Annotated in this window: 14 protein-coding genes and 1 pseudogene; 11 read left to right on the top strand and 4 right to left on the bottom strand. The window is 28.9% G+C overall.

The window, feature by feature from the left end; genetic code table 11:
* Positions 1-57 precede the first annotated feature (57 nt).
* Positions 58-1,053, top strand: a complete 996-nt coding sequence (locus L8T82_RS06570) for a capsular polysaccharide synthesis protein (protein ID WP_263726145.1) — start codon at positions 58-60, stop codon at positions 1,051-1,053.
* Here L8T82_RS06570 and L8T82_RS06565 read toward each other — a convergent pair.
* The 4 genes and pseudogenes from L8T82_RS06565 to waaC all read right to left on the bottom strand — a co-directional run bounded on the left by L8T82_RS06565 (position 1,040) and on the right by waaC (position 5,658).
* Positions 1,040-2,210, bottom strand: a pseudogene (locus L8T82_RS06565) (glycosyltransferase family 2 protein). The gene L8T82_RS06570 and the pseudogene L8T82_RS06565 sit on opposite strands and share 14 nt — an antisense overlap.
* Positions 2,211-2,213: 3 nt before the next feature.
* A complete protein-coding gene (locus tag L8T82_RS06560; RefSeq protein ID WP_263726144.1) occupies positions 2,214-3,761 on the bottom strand; it encodes a glycosyltransferase family 2 protein in 1,548 nt (515 codons plus the stop codon).
* 8 nt (positions 3,762-3,769) lie between these two features.
* On the bottom strand, positions 3,770-4,642 hold the full coding sequence (locus L8T82_RS06555; RefSeq protein ID WP_263726143.1) for a lipid A biosynthesis lauroyl acyltransferase: 873 nt from the start codon (positions 4,640-4,642) through the stop codon (positions 3,770-3,772).
* Positions 4,639-5,658: a lipopolysaccharide heptosyltransferase I gene (waaC, locus tag L8T82_RS06550; RefSeq protein WP_214116235.1), complete on the bottom strand. Its 1,020-nt coding sequence runs from the start codon at positions 5,656-5,658 to the stop codon at positions 4,639-4,641. The genes L8T82_RS06555 and waaC overlap by 4 nt, the downstream gene beginning before the upstream one ends.
* 66 nt (positions 5,659-5,724) lie before the next feature.
* Here waaC and L8T82_RS06545 point away from each other — a divergent pair, with 66 nt between their 5' ends.
* The 10 genes from L8T82_RS06545 to pglE are packed head-to-tail and all read left to right on the top strand — an operon-like array spanning position 5,725 to position 16,999.
* Positions 5,725-6,504, top strand: coding sequence for a 3'-5' exonuclease (locus L8T82_RS06545; protein WP_263659287.1), 780 nt, complete (start codon positions 5,725-5,727; stop codon positions 6,502-6,504).
* Between the two features lie 58 nt (positions 6,505-6,562).
* The gene (galE, locus tag L8T82_RS06540; protein ID WP_012661952.1) at positions 6,563-7,549 is read left to right on the top strand and encodes a UDP-glucose 4-epimerase GalE; all 987 of its coding nucleotides are present in this window, start codon (positions 6,563-6,565) and stop codon (positions 7,547-7,549) included.
* On the top strand, positions 7,543-9,237 hold the full coding sequence (locus L8T82_RS06535) for an ABC transporter ATP-binding protein (protein WP_263726142.1): 1,695 nt from the start codon (positions 7,543-7,545) through the stop codon (positions 9,235-9,237). Before galE ends, L8T82_RS06535 begins: the two co-directional genes overlap by 7 nt.
* On the top strand, positions 9,234-10,298 hold the full coding sequence (locus tag L8T82_RS06530; RefSeq protein WP_263726141.1) for a glycosyltransferase: 1,065 nt from the start codon (positions 9,234-9,236) through the stop codon (positions 10,296-10,298). The genes L8T82_RS06535 and L8T82_RS06530 overlap by 4 nt, the downstream gene beginning before the upstream one ends.
* Position 10,299: 1 nt before the next feature.
* A complete protein-coding gene (locus L8T82_RS06525) occupies positions 10,300-11,400 on the top strand; it encodes a glycosyltransferase (protein ID WP_263726140.1) in 1,101 nt (366 codons plus the stop codon).
* A 1-nt stretch (position 11,401) separates the two neighbouring features.
* On the top strand, positions 11,402-13,540 hold the full coding sequence (locus L8T82_RS06520) for an STT3 domain-containing protein (RefSeq protein ID WP_263726139.1): 2,139 nt from the start codon (positions 11,402-11,404) through the stop codon (positions 13,538-13,540).
* Complete coding sequence (gene pglA, locus L8T82_RS06515; protein ID WP_263695616.1) at positions 13,537-14,664, top strand: N,N'-diacetylbacillosaminyl-diphospho-undecaprenol alpha-1,3-N-acetylgalactosaminyltransferase; 1,128 nt, start codon at positions 13,537-13,539, stop codon at positions 14,662-14,664. Before L8T82_RS06520 ends, pglA begins: the two co-directional genes overlap by 4 nt.
* Positions 14,657-15,259, top strand: a complete 603-nt coding sequence (gene pglC / locus L8T82_RS06510; protein WP_263695617.1) for an undecaprenyl phosphate N,N'-diacetylbacillosamine 1-phosphate transferase — start codon at positions 14,657-14,659, stop codon at positions 15,257-15,259. The genes pglA and pglC overlap by 8 nt, the downstream gene beginning before the upstream one ends.
* A complete protein-coding gene (gene pglD / locus L8T82_RS06505) occupies positions 15,246-15,842 on the top strand; it encodes a UDP-N-acetylbacillosamine N-acetyltransferase (protein ID WP_133319737.1) in 597 nt (198 codons plus the stop codon). The genes pglC and pglD overlap by 14 nt, the downstream gene beginning before the upstream one ends.
* Complete coding sequence (gene pglE, locus L8T82_RS06500) at positions 15,839-16,999, top strand: UDP-N-acetylbacillosamine transaminase (protein ID WP_263726138.1); 1,161 nt, start codon at positions 15,839-15,841, stop codon at positions 16,997-16,999. Before pglD ends, pglE begins: the two co-directional genes overlap by 4 nt.
* Position 17,000 lies beyond the last annotated feature (1 nt).

Below are 17,000 nucleotides of genomic sequence, written 5' to 3'. Positions count from 1 at the left end.
ATATACATAACCTTGATTATTTTTGATATTATATCAAAAAACTTTTGAGGAATATATATGCAAATACAACAAAACAATTCTTTAATTTATAATACTTTAACAAAAAAACTAAGTTCACTTGTGCCTATAAAATCAATAAGAAGAAAATTAAGAAATCATATCCAATATAAGTTAGAACACCCTAGAGTGGCTAATTATCTTTCAAACAACTATATCAATCCTTTTTTAGATGGGAAAATTCCTCATTTTAATTTTAAAAAAAAACATCATTTTAAAAATGATAAAATTATTTGGCAATTTTGGTATCAAGGTAAAAATCAAGCTTCGCCTATGATACAACAATGCTTTAACTCTGTACAAGAACAAATGAAAGATGACTACACAATCATCATTCTAGATAAAGATAATATAAAAGATTACCTTGATTTTCCATCATTTGTTATAGAAAAATTAGAAAATAATTTTTTTGGAGAAAAAACTATAACTTTTTTTTCAGATCTTTTAAGAGTATGCTTACTTGCAACTTATGGAGGTATATGGTGTGATGCAAGTATATTTTTAAGCTCTAAAATTCCTAGTGAGCTTTGTGATAAGGATTTTTTTACCTTTGAAAGATCAAAAACAAAACCTGGCAAAGAAAAATTGAAAAAATTTATCAAAAGTGGATATTTTTCTTATGGATATTTTAACTGGAATGATGATTTTAAAGTTAAAATGCTAAATAGTTTTATAATCTCAAAATCTCATCACAAAAATATCCAAGCTATGAAAAACATACTTATATATTATTGGTTAAATGAGAAAAACTCTAATAACTTTTATTATTTTACTTTTCAAATTATCTTTGAACTTTTAAAAAAACATGGCTTTGTAAATGATACCTATAAAAATATGAGCGATATAGAATGCCATTTATTACAATTTAGCGCCAAAGAAAAATTTAATCCAACTCTTTGGGAAGAAATTCAAAAGCAAAGTTTTTTACACAAACTCACGCATTTTAAATCTATAAAAAAAGATTCAATGATAGATAAAATCATCATGCAAAGTTGATTTTATCTAAAAATACTTTTTATTTTTTGCCAAATTTTCCAAAGATCATAAGGAATTTTTGTTTGGATAAAAGGTTTAATTATAGGTAATTTTTCCTTTAAATTTAAAGGATCTTTTTTAAATTTTTTAATCATCAAAGCTTTTTTTACATAAAAAGGCAAAAATGTCTCTTTTATAGCCAATACATTTTCACTTTTTTGATCTTTAAAAAATTCTATTAATTCTAAAGCTGTTATCATCCTACTTGCTGCTTTTAAATAGTTTTTTGCCTCTTTAGCATTTTCTCCAAAAAATTCATATAAGTCTTTAAAATACTCTGATACATTTGCCTTTGTGACTTTCTTATCATGATTTGATATACTATTTGCTCTCAAACGGCACAAATACAATCTTTTAGGAAAAATATAAATATTACTAGCACAGCTAAATAAAACCATGCCAAAATGAATATCTTCATTGATAATTTTGTTAATAAATTTAAGTTTTAATTGTTTTAAAAATGAAAAATCTATCATACCGCCCCAACTAAATGAAATATCTCTAGAACCTACTTTTGTAGCTTGTTTAGCATAGTCTCTTGGAGTGATAGTGCATTCTTGAGTAAAATTAAATATATTCATCCTTGTCTTTTGACCTTTATCTTCTATACCATCATCATAAATACAAGCATGATCAAACCATAATACATCTACATTTTGCATTCTCGCAACGCACTCTTCTATGCAGTTTAACTCCCAATAATTATCAGAATCTAAAAAGATAATATAATCAATCTTTGGAATTTCTAATTTATCATCTACTAAAGCATTTTTATGTTTATAAATTTTATAAATATTTTGTGGGTTATTGCCAACAATCTTAAAAATATTTAATTCATTTTCTTTTTCAATATATTGTATTTCATATTCACCATAAAAAAATTCTATACCTACATTTCTAGCACTACTTAAACCACCATTTTTTTTATCAAAAAGAGTAATTCTTTTATCTTTTAAAGTGTATTCTTTTGCAATATTAAGTGAGTTTTTATCTGTACTGCCATCATTTACTAGTATGATTTCTAAATTAGTATAAGTTTGATTGATTACACTATCTAAACATTCTTTTAGATATTTTTCTACATTATATATGGGAATTACTACGCCTACTTTTTTCATGCTTTATCTCCAAATCACTTTTTCATTTTTTATAGTTTCAAGATAAATTTGATGATTGATTTCAAGCATATTTTTGCTATTTTCTTCATGGTAGATATGATAAGCCAGAGCATTAAATTTAAGCCTTTTAAACACTCCCTCATTAAATAAAAATCTAGCTACAAACTCGCTATCTTCCCTACCCCAGCCTATAAATTTTTCATTAAATCCCTCAATGGCTTCAAAATCACTTTTATAAAAGCTCATATTGCAGCCTCTTATACCTTTAATAAGTTGTGATTTTTTAAAAAATTTCTTAACTAGTTTTGAAAATTTATATATACATTTAGCTAAAAAAATATTTCTTTGATTTTTAAAACCCTTTTTATTAAAAGCCAAACTAAAATCATTTTTGCTTAAAAGTTCTTTGCTTTCTTTTTCATTTAAAATCACCCTAGAACCTTGCAAAAATACTTTTTTTTGTGCAAATTTCAAATGATCAGCTACAAAACTTTTTTCTAAAACCATATCTCCATCTATAACGATTATATATTCGCTTTTAGAAGCTTTAATAGCTTTGTTTCTAATCTCACTTAGTCTAAACCCCTCATCTTCTTGCCAAATATGCTCTAACTTACATGGAAAATCTTTCTGATAAGCTTGTATAAGCTTGACTGTATCTTCCCTGCTTCCATCATCAGCTATTAAAACCTCATCTGGTAAAGGCTCTAAGTTTTTAACGCTATCAAGCACCAAAGCAAGCCTTTCTTTTTGATTATAGGTTGTGATGATTAAAGCACAAGTTTTTGGCTTTTGTTTTTTTAACTCATACAATTTCATATATTTAAAAAAGGCCCCAAGACCATTACAAGTACTTATGATAAAGCCTTTATAGCCATAAAAAATCCCTTTTTTCAAAACATAATTTCTAAAAAACGTCCAAATTCCTCTTAGCAATGCCTTGCAAACACTACTTTCTCTGTGTAAATTTTGCAAAGCCCAAAGCTTAGAGTATTTTTGAAGCTTATCTAGCAAACTATCGATATCATCAAACGCAAAATGTCTCAAACCATTTTGCAACTTAATCTTTTTACTATCTTCATGTAAAATCAAACTCTCATGTACTAAATTTTCATTAAAATTAGTATGGGTTTTATTAAACACCCGCATTACATGATCAGGCCACCATCCACAAGCTTTAATCCACTCTCCATTGTATAAATTTTCTCTTGGTAAAGCTATGATATCTTCTTTATTAGGCTCAATTTGCCCTAATTCTTGTAAAAATTCTTTCTTAGCAAGCTCATCTGCGTCAATATTAAAAATCCAATCATTGCTAGCATAACTTATGGCTAAATTTTTTAAAGGTCCAAAACCTATAAATTTATGCTGATAAATCTTGATATTTTTATAACTTTTACTAAATTCATAAGCAATTTTTAAAGTATCATCATTGCTATCATTTTCTATCAAAACTATCTCGCCAAATTCTTGCAAAGATTCCAAGCAAGCTTTTAAAGTTTTTTGAGCATTTTTAACAATCATTATCACACTAATTTGCTTTAAATCCATTTTATATCCTATAAATACAACTCATGATTATATCTTTTAAATCTCTTATGAAAGAAAAAATACTCATCAGGTTTAAATTTAATCATCTCTTCACAACACTTTGCTTGATACTTAGTAAGCTCTTCTATGCTTGCCTTACCTGCGTCTAAAGCCTTAAAAGTTTTTACAAAAAATTTCTCATCTTTTTGATACACAAAACAAGGTAAAATCATAGCATTTGTTTTTTTAGCAAGCACACTTGCACCTGCTATGAAATTTACTTCTTGGTTAAAATATTGTATTTTTACACTTTCACTATCCACTGCATCTTGATCGGTTAAAATTCCAAGCGATCTACCTTCTTTTAAGGCTTTTAGCATTTTTCTAAGCCCGCCCTTTTTTTCTATAAGCTCTATGTTAAATTGCGTGCGATTTTTACTTAAAATTTTATCCATTATCACGCTATCAAGTGCTCTTCCAACTATGGAAATTCCTTGAAATTTAGCTCCAAAAGACAAAGCCAAAAGCTCCCAGTTACCATAATGAGCCGTAGTTACAATCAAGGGTCTTTTACTTTGCATTATATTTAAAATTTGCTCCTCATCATCAAAGCAAATTTTATCGATAATTTCTTCTTTGCTTGCATTTTGATTTTTGATAAAATCAATCCCAAATTTAGCAAAATTTTTATAGATATTAAGACTAGTTTCATCACGCCATTTTTGATCTTTTTCAGGAAAGCAAATTTTTAAGTTTATGTCAATGATTTTGCGGTGTTTGTGATTTAACTTATAAGTGATTAAAGCAACCAAATTTGCAAAAGAATTTAAAAGTTTTACAGGTAAAATCTTCACAAGGGCTTTTAATATATAAAAAAGGCTTAGATATACATAATTTATCATTTTTCTAAAAGCTCACAAGCTAGTTTAAAAATATCTTTTTCATCGATATTTTGTATGCAAAAATCACTTTTATCTATATGTTTTGAATGCAGTATTTTTTTACCTGCATTGATTGTTTTGTTGATATTTGTTTCATAAGTATTTCTTTGGCTAGGAGTAGCACCAAAAATCGTTATAGAAGGCTTGTTTAATGCAAAGGCTAAATGAGTAGGCCCGCTATCATTTCCGATGATTAGATCGCTTGCTTTAGTTAAAGCACAAAGCTCACTTAAGCTTAATTTTGGTGCAAGTTCTATTTTCAAATGTTTTAAATTTAAAACTATATCTTTAGCAAAATTAAACTCATTAACATTACCCCAACCAAGCATGATTTTTGCACTAGTAAAATACTCTAAAAGCATTCTGCAAAGTAGTATCAAACGCTCTTTTGGGTAAATTTTATTAGGCATAGATGAGCCTACATGTATGAGTATATTTGGCGCACTTTCACTTAAAGAAAGCCTTTGTTCTAAGCTTTCTTTTAACTCATCATCTACACTAAAACAGCTTTGTTTTAACTCTATGTCACTATGATCAAAATGTTCATTTAACACATAAGCTACCAAAGAAAGATTACGCACGATAATATTTTCTTCATAATTACACGCAAATTTATGTGTATAAAAATTACTCGCAAAGCTCTCTTTTATGCTTTCTTGATCAAAACCAAAAGTATTAGCACATAAAAATTTACTCACTAAAGCAGATTTAATCAAACCTTGCAAATCAATCACAACATCATATTTATTTTGCCTAGCTTCAAAAAGCATAGCAAAAACTTCTTTGAATTTTCTATCTTTCAAAGGCAGGGCATAAACTTCATTGATCATTGGATGATCTTGCAATAATCCTGCAAATCTTGCATCTACAAACCAATCAATACTCGCCTTAGGATAATGCTTTTTAATAAATTGTAAAACAATTACCGCATGGATGATATCTCCAAGTGCAGATAATTTAACCAAACCTATTTTCATATACTACTTTATTTTTAAATTTTCTGTTATGATTTTAACAAAGATTTTTTTAAAAAAAGGTTTATCATGCAAGAATATATTTGCGTTTTTGATTGTGAGAGCATTCCTGATGCAGAATTGATAAAACATCTTTATGATTTTAATGGCGATGATTTAAGCATTAGCAAGCAAGCTTTAGAAAGACAAAAAGAAGAAAGTGGAAGTGAATTTTTACCCCTACCTTTTCATAAAGTTGTAAGCATTTGTGCAGTGATTGCAGATAAATTTGGAAATTTCATCAAAGTCAATAAAATCAAAGGCGAAAATGAAAAGCAAATGCTAGAAGAGTTTTTTAACTTCATAGACAAACACCAACCCCGCCTTGTAAGTTTTAATGGTAAAAGCTATGACATGCCTTTGCTTGTTATAAGAGCATTAAAATATAATATCAACGCAAGTGCTTATTTGGACGCAAGCGATAAATGGAATAACTACAAAAGCAAATTTGTAGAAAATAAACATTGTGATTTATTAGAATCTTTAGGAAGTTTTGGTCAAAAAGGCTTAAGACTTGACACGCTTTGTGCTATGGCAGGACTTCCTGGAAAATATGATGTGCATGGAAATGAAGTATTAGAACTTTTTTATCAAAACAAATTAGAAAAAATTCACGAATACTGCGAAAGTGATGTGTTAAACACCTATATGCTATTTTTAAAATACGAACTCATTAAAGGTAATTTAACCCAAGAAGATTATCTTAATATTTTAGAAAATTTCAAAGAAGAACTTTTGCAAAAACATAGCGATAAAAGCTATCAAAAGCCATTTTTAGAGGCCATAGAAAAAGAAAAGAGCAAGTTTTAAATTAATTAAGAAAAGTATATTAAAATAACTATTATTAAATATCACAAAAAGGATAAAAATGAAAATTTTAATCACCGGTGGCGCAGGATACATAGGCTCTCATACTTTAAAACAATTTTTAGAAACAAATCATGAAATTTGTGTATTAGATAATCTTTCAAAAGGCAGTAAAAAAAGTTTGGATGAACTTTCTAAAATCAGACCTTTTAAGTTTTTTGAGCAAGATTTAAGCGATTATGCTGGGATTAAAAAACTTTTCAAAGAAGAAAAATTTGATGCAATTGTGCATTTTGCAGCTAGTATTGAAGTTCCTGAAAGTATGGAAAATCCTTTAAAATATTATATGAACAATACCGCAAACACAAGTAATCTAATCCAAACTTGTTTAGAAACAGGTGTGAAAAAATTCATTTTTTCTTCAACCGCAGCTACTTATGGAGAGCCACAAACTCCTATCGTAGATGAGCAAAGTCCATTAGCACCGATTAATCCTTATGGACAAAGCAAACTAATGAGCGAAAAAGTCTTGCAAGATGCTAATATGGCTAATCCTGAATTTAAATACTGCATTTTAAGATACTTCAATGTAGCAGGTGCTTGCATGAGTTATCCTATAGGTCAACGCTATCCAAAAGCTACTTTACTTATCAAGGTTGCTGCTGAAGTAGCCACAGGAAAAAGAGAAAAACTTTATATTTTTGGTGATGATTATAATACTAAAGATGGTACTTGTATTAGAGATTTTATCCATGTTGATGATATTTCAAGTGCACATTTAGCTGCTTTAGAATACTTAGAAAACAATGAAAGTAATATTTTCAATGTAGGATATGGACACGGTTTTAGCGTAAAAGAAGTTATTGAAACCATGAAAAAAGTAAGCGGAGTAGATTTCACGGTAGAACTTGCACCAAAAAGAGCTGGGGATCCTTCTGTGCTTATTTCAAATGCTGATAAAATCAAAACCCTAACCAATTGGAAACCAAAATATGATAATTTAGAATTAATCTGTAAAAGTGCTTATGAGTGGGAAAAACAGTGTTAAAAAAACTTTTTTTCATACTCAATGCCCATGATAAGAAATTTTTATTTGCTTTGCTAATTTTTTCTATTTTTATAGGATTTATAGAAAGCTTTGCTATTTCTTTGATCATGCCTTTTGTATCAGTGGCGAGTAATTTTGAGCTTTTAGAAAAAAGCTCCTATTTTCAACCTGTATATGAGTATTTAAATTTACCAAGTTATAAGATTATTGCTTATTTTGGCTGTATATTAATCGCCTTTTATATTTTTAGAGCCTTTTTGAATGCCTTTTATTTTCATTTGCTTGCGCGTTTTTCTAAAGGGCGTTATCACAGCCTTGCTTGTCGTATTTTTGATAAATACTTACATCTTGAATATGAGAATTTTACTAATAAAAATCAATCAGAACTTTTAAAAACCATCACACAAGAAGTATTTCATTTAAGCACTTTAATTAGTGCTTTTTTACTTATGCTAAGTGAAAGCTTTGTGGTGTTTTTACTTTATACTTTATTGCTAATTATCAACTATAAAATCACCCTAGCTTTAAGTGCTTTTTTACTTTTAAATGCTTTTATTTTGATTAAAATCCTCTCACCCTTGGTAAAAAAAGCTTCCATAGCTAGAGAAGAGGCGATGAAAAATTATTTTGAAATTTTAAATGCAAATTTAAACAACCTTAAAATCATCAAACTCAAAACCAAAGAACAAAGCACACAAAAACTTTATGAAATTCAAAGTGGGCTTTTTGCCAAAGCAAATATTAGCAATGAAAGCATGTCAAGCATTCCTAGAATTTACCTTGAAGGTATAGGTTTTTGTATGCTTTGTTTTATTGTGGTGTATTTAGTTTTAAGATATGAAAGTGATATTTCATCTATCTTAGCAACTATTACTATTTTTGTGGTGGCTCTTTATAGGCTTATGCCAAGTGCTAATCGTATCATCACAAGTTATAATGAAATCACATATTATAAAAACTCTTTAGATATTATTTATAATATGCTCAATGAAAAAGAAGAAAAACTAGGCGATGAAAGTATTGAATTTAAAGAAAAAATCTTTTTGAAAAATCTTTTCTTTGCTTATAAGGGCAAGAAAAATTTATTTAAAAATTTAAATTTTGAGCTTAAGAAAAATGAAAAAATCGCTTTTATAGGTAAAAGTGGAAGTGGTAAAAGTACTTTAGTTGATCTTATCATAGGACTTTTAAAACCAAGCGATGGAGCTATTTTTGTAGATGGAATTAAGCTTGATGAGAGCAATATAAAAAGTTTTAGAAGTAAAATTGGCTACATACCTCAACAAATTTATCTTTTTAATGATTCTATTGCTAAAAATATTAGCTTTGGAGAAGAAGTAGATGAAGCGCTTTTACACAAAGTGATCAAACAAGCTAATCTTGAAAGCTTTGTAAATTCACTTGAAGATGGAGTGCATACTAAGGTGGGTGATTCAGGTTCGTTTTTAAGCGGGGGTCAAAGACAAAGAATAGCCATAGCAAGAGCACTTTATCAACAACCTGAAATTTTAGTTTTAGATGAAGCAACTAGTGCTCTTGATCAAGAAAGTGAAGCAAAAATCATGGAAGAAATCTATAAAATTTCAAAAGATAAAACCCTCATCATCATAGCCCATAGGCTCTCAACTATACAAGGTTGTGATAGAGTATTTGAAGTAAAACATGGGCATTTGAAGGAACAAGTATGAAAATCACTTTCATCATAGCTACTTTAAATTCAGGCGGTGCTGAAAGAGTATTAGTCACTTTAGCTAATGAACTTTGTAAAAATCATGAAATAAATATTATTAAATTCCACAAAGAAGACTCTTTTTACAAGCTTGAGCCAAAAATCAAACTTTTTACCCTAGAGCAGTTTGACTTTTCCACTCTTTATAATAAAATAGCCTCACGCATTAAAAAATTCAAAGCCTTAAAACAAGCACTTAAAGACCACAAAAGCGATGTTTTTATCTCATTTTTAGATACAACTAATATTGCTTGCATTTGGGCAAACAAAGGTTTAAATACACCTTTAATCATTAGCGAACATAGCTCTTATACTTATTTAAAATCTAAAATTTGGAAGTTTTTACGCCGTATAAGTTTTCCTCATGCAAATGCTTTAACCGTGCTAAGTAATGATGATAAAAATTACTATGAAAACTTTGTTAAAAAAGTTATCAATATGCCAAATCCTTGTCATTTTAGCCCTGTTAAAGAAAATTTAGAAAAAGAAAATAATGTCATTTTCGTAGGCAGACTTGATCATAATAAAAATGCTTCTATGTTTTTAAAAGCCATAGCAAGGCTAGATACAAATTTACAAAATCAATACAATTTTTTCATAGCAGGCGATGGAGAATTAAGACAAGATTTAGAACAAGAAGCTAAGAATTTAAATATCAAGGTTAATTTTTTAGGTAAAGTTGAAAATATACAAGAGCTTTATAAAAAAGCAAAAATAATCTGCCTTTGCTCTTTCATAGAAGGCTTGCCAACGGTTTTGCTTGAAAGTTTATATTATCAAGTAGCACGCATTAGCACTAAATACACAAGCGGCCATAAAGATTTAATTGATGATGGAAAAGATGGATTTTTAGTAGATTTAGATGATGAAAAAGCTTTAAGCGAAAAACTCGCCCTTTTAATGCAAGATGAAAATTTAAGAAAAACACTAGCACTTAATGCACAGCAGCGATGTAAAGATTATGAAGTGGCCAATGTAGCACAAAAATGGCTTGATTTAATCAAAGAAGTAAGGGTTTAAAATGAAAAAACTAGCAATTTTTATTTATTCTTTAGGAAGTGGTGGCGCTGAAAGGGTTGTATCTACGCTATTGCCTGTATTAAATTTAAAATATGAAATACATTTAATTTTAATGAATGACAAAATATCATATGATATTCCTGAAGTTAATATCCACTACCTTGAAAAATCAAGTCCAAGTGAAAGTAACTTAGCTAAATTTTTAAAACTACCCTTGCTAGCTATAAAATACAAAAAACTTTGTGAAGATTTAAAAATCAACTTGCAATTTGTATTATTAAATAGACCTAATTATATTGCGTTAATGGCAAAATCCCTAGGACTTAAATCAACCCTTATTATCAATGAATGCACCACTCCAAGTGTAATTTATAAACATAATAATCTAAATTCTTTTATCAATAAATTTCTTATTAAAAAACTTTATAACAAAGCAGATTTAATCTTAGCAAATTCTATAGGAAACAAAGAAGATTTAATACAAAATTTCAATATAGAGGCTAAAAAATGCGATATTTTATACAATGCCATAGATTTAGAAAACATTATAGAAAAATCTAAAGAAAAAATAGACTTTAAAGATCCTTTTATATTAAGTGTTGGTAGGCTTGATCATGGTAAAAATCATGCTATGCTTATAAGAGCTTATGCAAAAGTTAAAACTGATTTAAAATTAGTCATTTTAGGCGAGGGCATTTTAAAAGATGAGCTTTTAGCTTTAATAGAAACTTTAAATTTAAAAGACAAAGTCTTTTTACTAGGTTTTGATAAAAATCCTTATAAATACATGAGCAAATGTGACTTTTTTGCTTTTGCTTCAAGTTTTGAAGGTTTTTCCAATGTTTTAATCGAGTGCTTAGCTTGTAATACTGCCGTACTTTGCACTGATCATAAAAGTGGGGCAAGGGAGCTATTTTTAGATGATGAGTTTGGACTTTTAGTAAAAGTAGATGATGAAAAAGCCATGCAAGAAGGCTTAGAAAAAATGTGCAATGATGAAGCATTAAAAGCTTCATATAGACAAAAGGCTTTTTTGCGTGCAAAAGAATTTGATAAAATTAGCATAGCAAAGCAATTATTTGAATTTTTCAACAAGGCATAAAATGAAACTGCAACAAAATTTCACTGATAATAATTCTATAAAATATACCTGTATTTTAATCCTTATAGCCTTTGCTTTTAGTGTTTTGTGTAGGTTATACTGGGCAGCTTGGGCAAGTGAGTTTTATGAGTTTTTCTTTAATGATCAACTTATGATTACTACTAATGATGGCTATGCTTTTGCAGAAGGTGCAAGGGATATGATAGCAGGTTTTCACCAACCTAATGACTTATCTTATTTTGGAAGCTCACTTTCTACTTTGACTTATTGGCTTTATAATATTTTGCCTTTTAGCTTTGAAAGTATTATTTTATATATGAGTACTTTTTTTGCTTCTTTGATTGTTGTGCCTATTATATTAATCGCAAGAGAGTATAAACTCACTACCTATGGCTTTATAGCAGCCTTACTTGGAAGCATTGCAAATAGTTATTATAACCGCACTATGAGTGGGTATTATGATACTGATATGCTAGTATTAGTTTTGCCAATGCTTATTTTGCTTACCTTTATACGCTTAACTATTAATAAAGACATTTTTACCCTACTTTTAAGTCCGGTTTTCATCATGATTTATTTGTGGTGGTATCCATCAAGTTATTCTTTAAATTTTGCCATGATAGGACTTTTTGGTCTTTATACTTTAGTATTTCATAGAAAAGAAAAGATTTTTTATCTAGCTATTGCTTTAATGATCATAGCTTTAAGTATGCTAGCATGGCAATATAAACTTGCTTTGACTGTATTGTTATTTGCTATTTTTGCCTTTAAAGAAGAAAAAATTAATTTTTATATGATTTGGGCTTTGATTTTTATTAGCATTTTGATATTACATTTAAGTGGTGGTTTAGATCCTGTTTTATATCAACTTAAATTTTATGTTTTCAAAGCTTCTGATGTGCAAAATTTAAAAGATGCTGCCTTTATGTATTTTAATGTTAATGAAACTATTATGGAAGTAAATACTATCGATCCTGAAGTATTTATGCAAAGAATTAGTTCTAGTGTTTTAGTATTTATCCTTTCTTTTATAGGTTTTATCTTACTTTGCAAAGATCACAAAAGTATGCTTTTGGCTCTACCTATGCTTGCACTAGGTTTTATGGCTTTAAGAGCTGGACTTAGATTTACCATTTATGCAGTTCCTGTGATGGCTTTGGGTTTTGGATATTTTTTATATGCTTTTTTTAATTTTTTAGAAAAAAAACAAATCAAACTTAGTCTAAGAAATAAAAATATCCTACTCATACTCATTACATTTTTTAGCATAAGCCCTGCCCTAATGCATATTTATTATTATAAATCCTCTACTGTTTTTACTTCTTATGAAGCTAGTATTTTAAATGATTTAAAAAATAAAGCTCAAAGAGAAGATTATGTTGTTGCTTGGTGGGATTATGGTTATCCAATACGCTATTATAGCGATGTAAAAACCTTAATCGATGGTGGAAAACACCTAGGAAAAGATAATTTTTTCTCATCTTTTGTCTTAAGTAAAGAACAAATTCCAGCAGCTAATATGGCAAGACTTAGCGTAGAATACACTGAAAAATCTTTCAAAGAAAATTATCCTGATGTTTTAAAAGCTATGGTAAAAGATTATAACCAAACAAGTGCTAAAGATTTTTTAGAAAGTTTAAATGATAAAGATTTTAAATTTGATACCAATAAAACAAGAGATGTATATATTTACATGCCTTATAGAATGTTGCGTATCATGCCCGTGGTAGCACAATTTGCAAATACAAATCCTGACAATGGAGAGCAAGAAAAAAGTTTATTTTTCTCTCAAGCTAATGCCATAGCTCAAGATAAAACAACAGGTTCTGTTATGCTTGATAATGGAGTAGAAATTATTAATGATTTTAGAGCTTTAAAACTAGAAGGTACAACTATACCTTTAAAAGCTTTTGTAGATATAGAATCCATCACTAATGGCAAATTTTATTACAATGAAATTGATTCAAAAGCTCAAATTTATTTACTCTTTTTAAGAGAATATAAAAGCTTTGTGATTTTAGATGAAAATCTTTATAATAGTGCTTATATACAAATGTTTTTATTAAATCAATACGATCAAGATTTATTTGAGCAAGTCACTAATGATGCAAGAGCAAAAATTTATAGGCTAAAAAGATGAAAATAGGAATTTTAACCCATAGCGCAATGAGTGTGTATTATTTTCGTCTTGCACTCATTAGAGCTTTAGAAAAAAATAATCATGAAGTTATAATCATCACTCCAAAAGATGATTTTGCTATTAAGTTACAAGAGCTAGGCTATAAGGTTTGCTTTTATGATTTAGCTAGATCAAGTGTTAATCCTTTAATTGTTTTTAAAAATCTACTTAGTTTAAAAAATACACTCAAAAGTTTAAATTTAGATCTTTTACAAACAAGCGCTCACAAAAGCAATACAACAGGTATTATAGCAGCTAAAATGGCGGGCATTAAATACACTTTTGGTTTGGTTGAGGGCTTAGGAAGTTTTTATATAGACGATGATTTTAAAAGCAAATTAGTAAGAATGAGTATTAATTTACTTTATAAAATTTCTTTTAAACTTGCAAATGGTTTTATTTTTGTCAATGAAAGCAATGCTTTATTTATGAAAAATTTAGGCTTAAAAGAAGAAAAAATCAAAATCATCAAATCCGTAGGGCTAAATTTAAAACAATTTTTACCTTTAAAATTTAGCACAGAAGAAAAACAAGCTTTTTTAAAAGAACACAATATGCCTGATAAACCTATCGTTTTAATGATTTCAAGAGCACTTTGGCATAAAGGAATTAAAGAATTTTATGAAGCAAGTCAAATTTTAAAAGATAAGGCAAATTTTGTTTTAGTGGGTGGAAGAGATGATAATAAATCTTGCGCACCATTAGAATTTTTAAACTCAAATGATGTTTTTTATCTTGGCGCAAGAAGTGATATTGCATATTTATTAAATTTATGCGATATTTTTGTTTTACCAAGTTATAAAGAAGGCTATCCAAGAACGGTTTTAGAAGCACAAGCTTGTAAAAAAGCATGTGTGGTAAGTGATGCTGAAGGTTGCATTGAAGCAGTGAATAATGCCATAGATGGTTTGATTTGCAAATGCAAAGATAGTAAAGATTTAGCTGAAAAAATCGCAGTTTTATTAGAAGATGAAAAACTAAAAAATACTTTAGCGCAAAATGCTTTTTTTAGAGCGCAAAATTATGATGAAAATATCATAGCTTTGAAATATCTTGACTTTTATAGGGGTTTTATAAATGTATAAAAATGGTTTAAAGCGTGTTTTTGACTTTTTTTTGGCTTTGATTTTATTGATTATTTTTTTACCCTTTATAGCGCTTATAGGTATTGTTTTAAAAATCGTTCAAGGAAGTGTGCTTTTTAAACAAGCAAGACCAGGATTAAATGAAAAAATTTTTTATATTTATAAATTTAAAACTATGAGTGATGAAACCGATGAAAATGGAGAATTACTTCCTGATGAATTACGCTTAAAGCCTTTTGGTAAGCTAGTTAGAAGCTTGAGTTTAGATGAATTACCGCAGCTTTTTAATGTATTAAAAGGCGATATGAGCTTCATAGGCCCAAGACCTTTACTTGTAGAATACTTGCCCTTATACAATCAAGAGCAAAAAAAACGCCACGATGTAAGACCAGGCATTACAGGTTGGGCACAGATTAATGGACGCAATGCTATTTCTTGGGAGCAAAAATTTAAATATGATGTAGAATATGTGCAAAATTGCTCTTTTTTATTTGATCTTAAAATCTTTTTTATGACCATTATTAAAGTTTTAAAAAGAAGCGGGGTTAATAAAGAAGGAGTAGCTACAACGGATAAATTCAATGGACACAACTAAAAGTATTTATATATATGGTTCTAGTGGGCATGGTTTAGTCTGTGCTGATGTAGCTAGAAATTTAGGATATGAAAAAATCATCTTTTTAGATGATAATAAAGGCTTAAAATATCACTCCAATTTAGAAAAACACGATATGTTTATTGCTATTGGCGCAAACTCTATTAGAGAAAAACTTTTCAAAAAAGCAAAAGATGATGGATTTAGATTAGTTAATTTGATACACAAAAGTGCTATTATTAGCCCAAGTGCTTTTTTAGATGATGAGGGTATTTTAATCATGCCAAATGTCGTAGTTAATGCTAAAGCTAGCATAGCAAAAGGTGTGATTTTAAATACTGCTTGTGTGATTGAGCATGAGTGTTTTGTAGATGAGTTTAGCCATATTAGCGTTGGAGCTAAACTAACAGGAAATGTAAAAATAGGAAAGCGTTGTTTTTTAGGAGTTAATTCAAGTGTTATTCCTTGTATAAGTTTAAATGATGATATAACTTTAGGCGCAGGAGCAGTTGTAGTTAAAAACTTAACTTCTAAAGGCATTTATGCTGGAGTTCCTGCCAAGAAAATAAAGGAGGTAAAATGAGATTTTTTCTATCAGCACCACATATGAGTGGAAAAGAATTAGAATACATACACAAAGCTTTTGAAAGTAATTATATAGCACCTTTGGGTGAGTTTGTTAATGCCTTAGAACAAAGTATTAAAGATTATACAAAAAGTTCCAACGCACTTGCTCTAAATGCAGCCACTGCAGCTATTCATTTAGCTTTAAGAGTTTTGGGCATTAAAGAAGGCGATATAGTTCTAGCTTCAAGTTTTACCTTTATTGCTTCAGTAGCACCTATTTCTTACATGAATGCTACGCCTGTATTTATTGATTGTGATGAAACTTATAATTTAGATGTAAATTTATTAAAAAAAGCTATCAAAGAAAGTCCTAAAAAGCCAAAAGCTCTTATTTTAACACACCTTTATGGTAATGCTTCTAAAATGGATGAGATCGTCCAAATTTGTAAAGAAAATGAGATTTTTTTAATTGAAGATGCTGCTGAAGCTTTGGGAAGTTTTTACAAAAATAAAGCCTTAGGTACTTTTGGGGATTTTGGAGTATATTCTTTTAATGGTAATAAAATCATCACAACAGGTGGTGGTGGCATGCTTGTGAGTGAAAATCATGCTAATCTTGAAAAAGCAAGATTTTACAGTACCCAAGCTAGAGAAAATTGCCTTCATTATGAGCATAAAGAATATGGCTATAATTATAGAATGAGCAATATCTTAGGTGCAATCGGTACTGCTCAAATGGAAGTTTTAGAAGAAAGAGTGAGTAAAAAGCGTGAAATTTATAGCTGGTATAAAGAATTTTTAAGTGGAACTTTTACTTTTTTAGATGAGCTTGAAAATACCAAGTCAAATCGCTGGTTAAGCACTGCTTTACTTGATTTTGATTTAAATAAACTTAATACTTATGAAAAACATTGTATATGTGAAAATAAAAATGTTCAAATTCAAGATAAAATTTTAAAAATCATACAAGTTTTAAAAGATAATAAAATCGAAAGTCGTCCACTTTGGAAGCCAATGCATTTGCAAGAACTTTACAAAGGCTGCGATACTTACTTAAATGGTAATAGTGAGTTTTTCTTTAGTAATGGAATTTGCCTTCCAAGTGCAACTACTATGAGCAAAGCTGATGTAGAGGAAGTTTCTACTTTAATCTTAAACACCTTAAAGGACTAAG

Source organism: Campylobacter sp. IFREMER_LSEM_CL292 (assembly GCF_025771615.1).
In the GTDB taxonomy this organism is placed as follows: Bacteria; Campylobacterota; Campylobacteria; order Campylobacterales; family Campylobacteraceae; genus Campylobacter_D; species Campylobacter_D lari_D.
Note: the sequence above shows the minus strand (reverse complement) of the source record. Positions and strands in the feature narration are given on the sequence as shown.

Bases quoted from the DNA above. Each gene is read 5' to 3' on its own strand.
- L8T82_RS06570 (WP_263726145.1), top strand. From the start codon at position 58: ATGCAAATACAACAAAACAATTCTTTAATTTATAATACTTTAACAAAA.
- L8T82_RS06560 (WP_263726144.1), bottom strand. From the start codon at position 3,761: ATGGATTTAAAGCAAATTAGTGTGATAATGATTGTTAAAAATGCTCAA.
- pglC (WP_263695617.1), top strand. From the start codon at position 14,657: ATGTATAAAAATGGTTTAAAGCGTGTTTTTGACTTTTTTTTGGCTTTG.
- L8T82_RS06555 (WP_263726143.1), bottom strand. From the start codon at position 4,642: ATGATAAATTATGTATATCTAAGCCTTTTTTATATATTAAAAGCCCTT.
- L8T82_RS06520 (WP_263726139.1), top strand. From the start codon at position 11,402: ATGAAACTGCAACAAAATTTCACTGATAATAATTCTATAAAATATACC.
- galE (WP_012661952.1), top strand. From the start codon at position 6,563: ATGAAAATTTTAATCACCGGTGGCGCAGGATACATAGGCTCTCATACT.
- pglD (WP_133319737.1), top strand. From the start codon at position 15,246: ATGGACACAACTAAAAGTATTTATATATATGGTTCTAGTGGGCATGGT.
- L8T82_RS06545 (WP_263659287.1), top strand. From the start codon at position 5,725: ATGCAAGAATATATTTGCGTTTTTGATTGTGAGAGCATTCCTGATGCA.
- L8T82_RS06525 (WP_263726140.1), top strand. From the start codon at position 10,300: ATGAAAAAACTAGCAATTTTTATTTATTCTTTAGGAAGTGGTGGCGCT.
- waaC (WP_214116235.1), bottom strand. From the start codon at position 5,658: ATGAAAATAGGTTTGGTTAAATTATCTGCACTTGGAGATATCATCCAT.
- pglA (WP_263695616.1), top strand. From the start codon at position 13,537: ATGAAAATAGGAATTTTAACCCATAGCGCAATGAGTGTGTATTATTTT.
- L8T82_RS06530 (WP_263726141.1), top strand. From the start codon at position 9,234: ATGAAAATCACTTTCATCATAGCTACTTTAAATTCAGGCGGTGCTGAA.
- pglE (WP_263726138.1), top strand. From the start codon at position 15,839: ATGAGATTTTTTCTATCAGCACCACATATGAGTGGAAAAGAATTAGAA.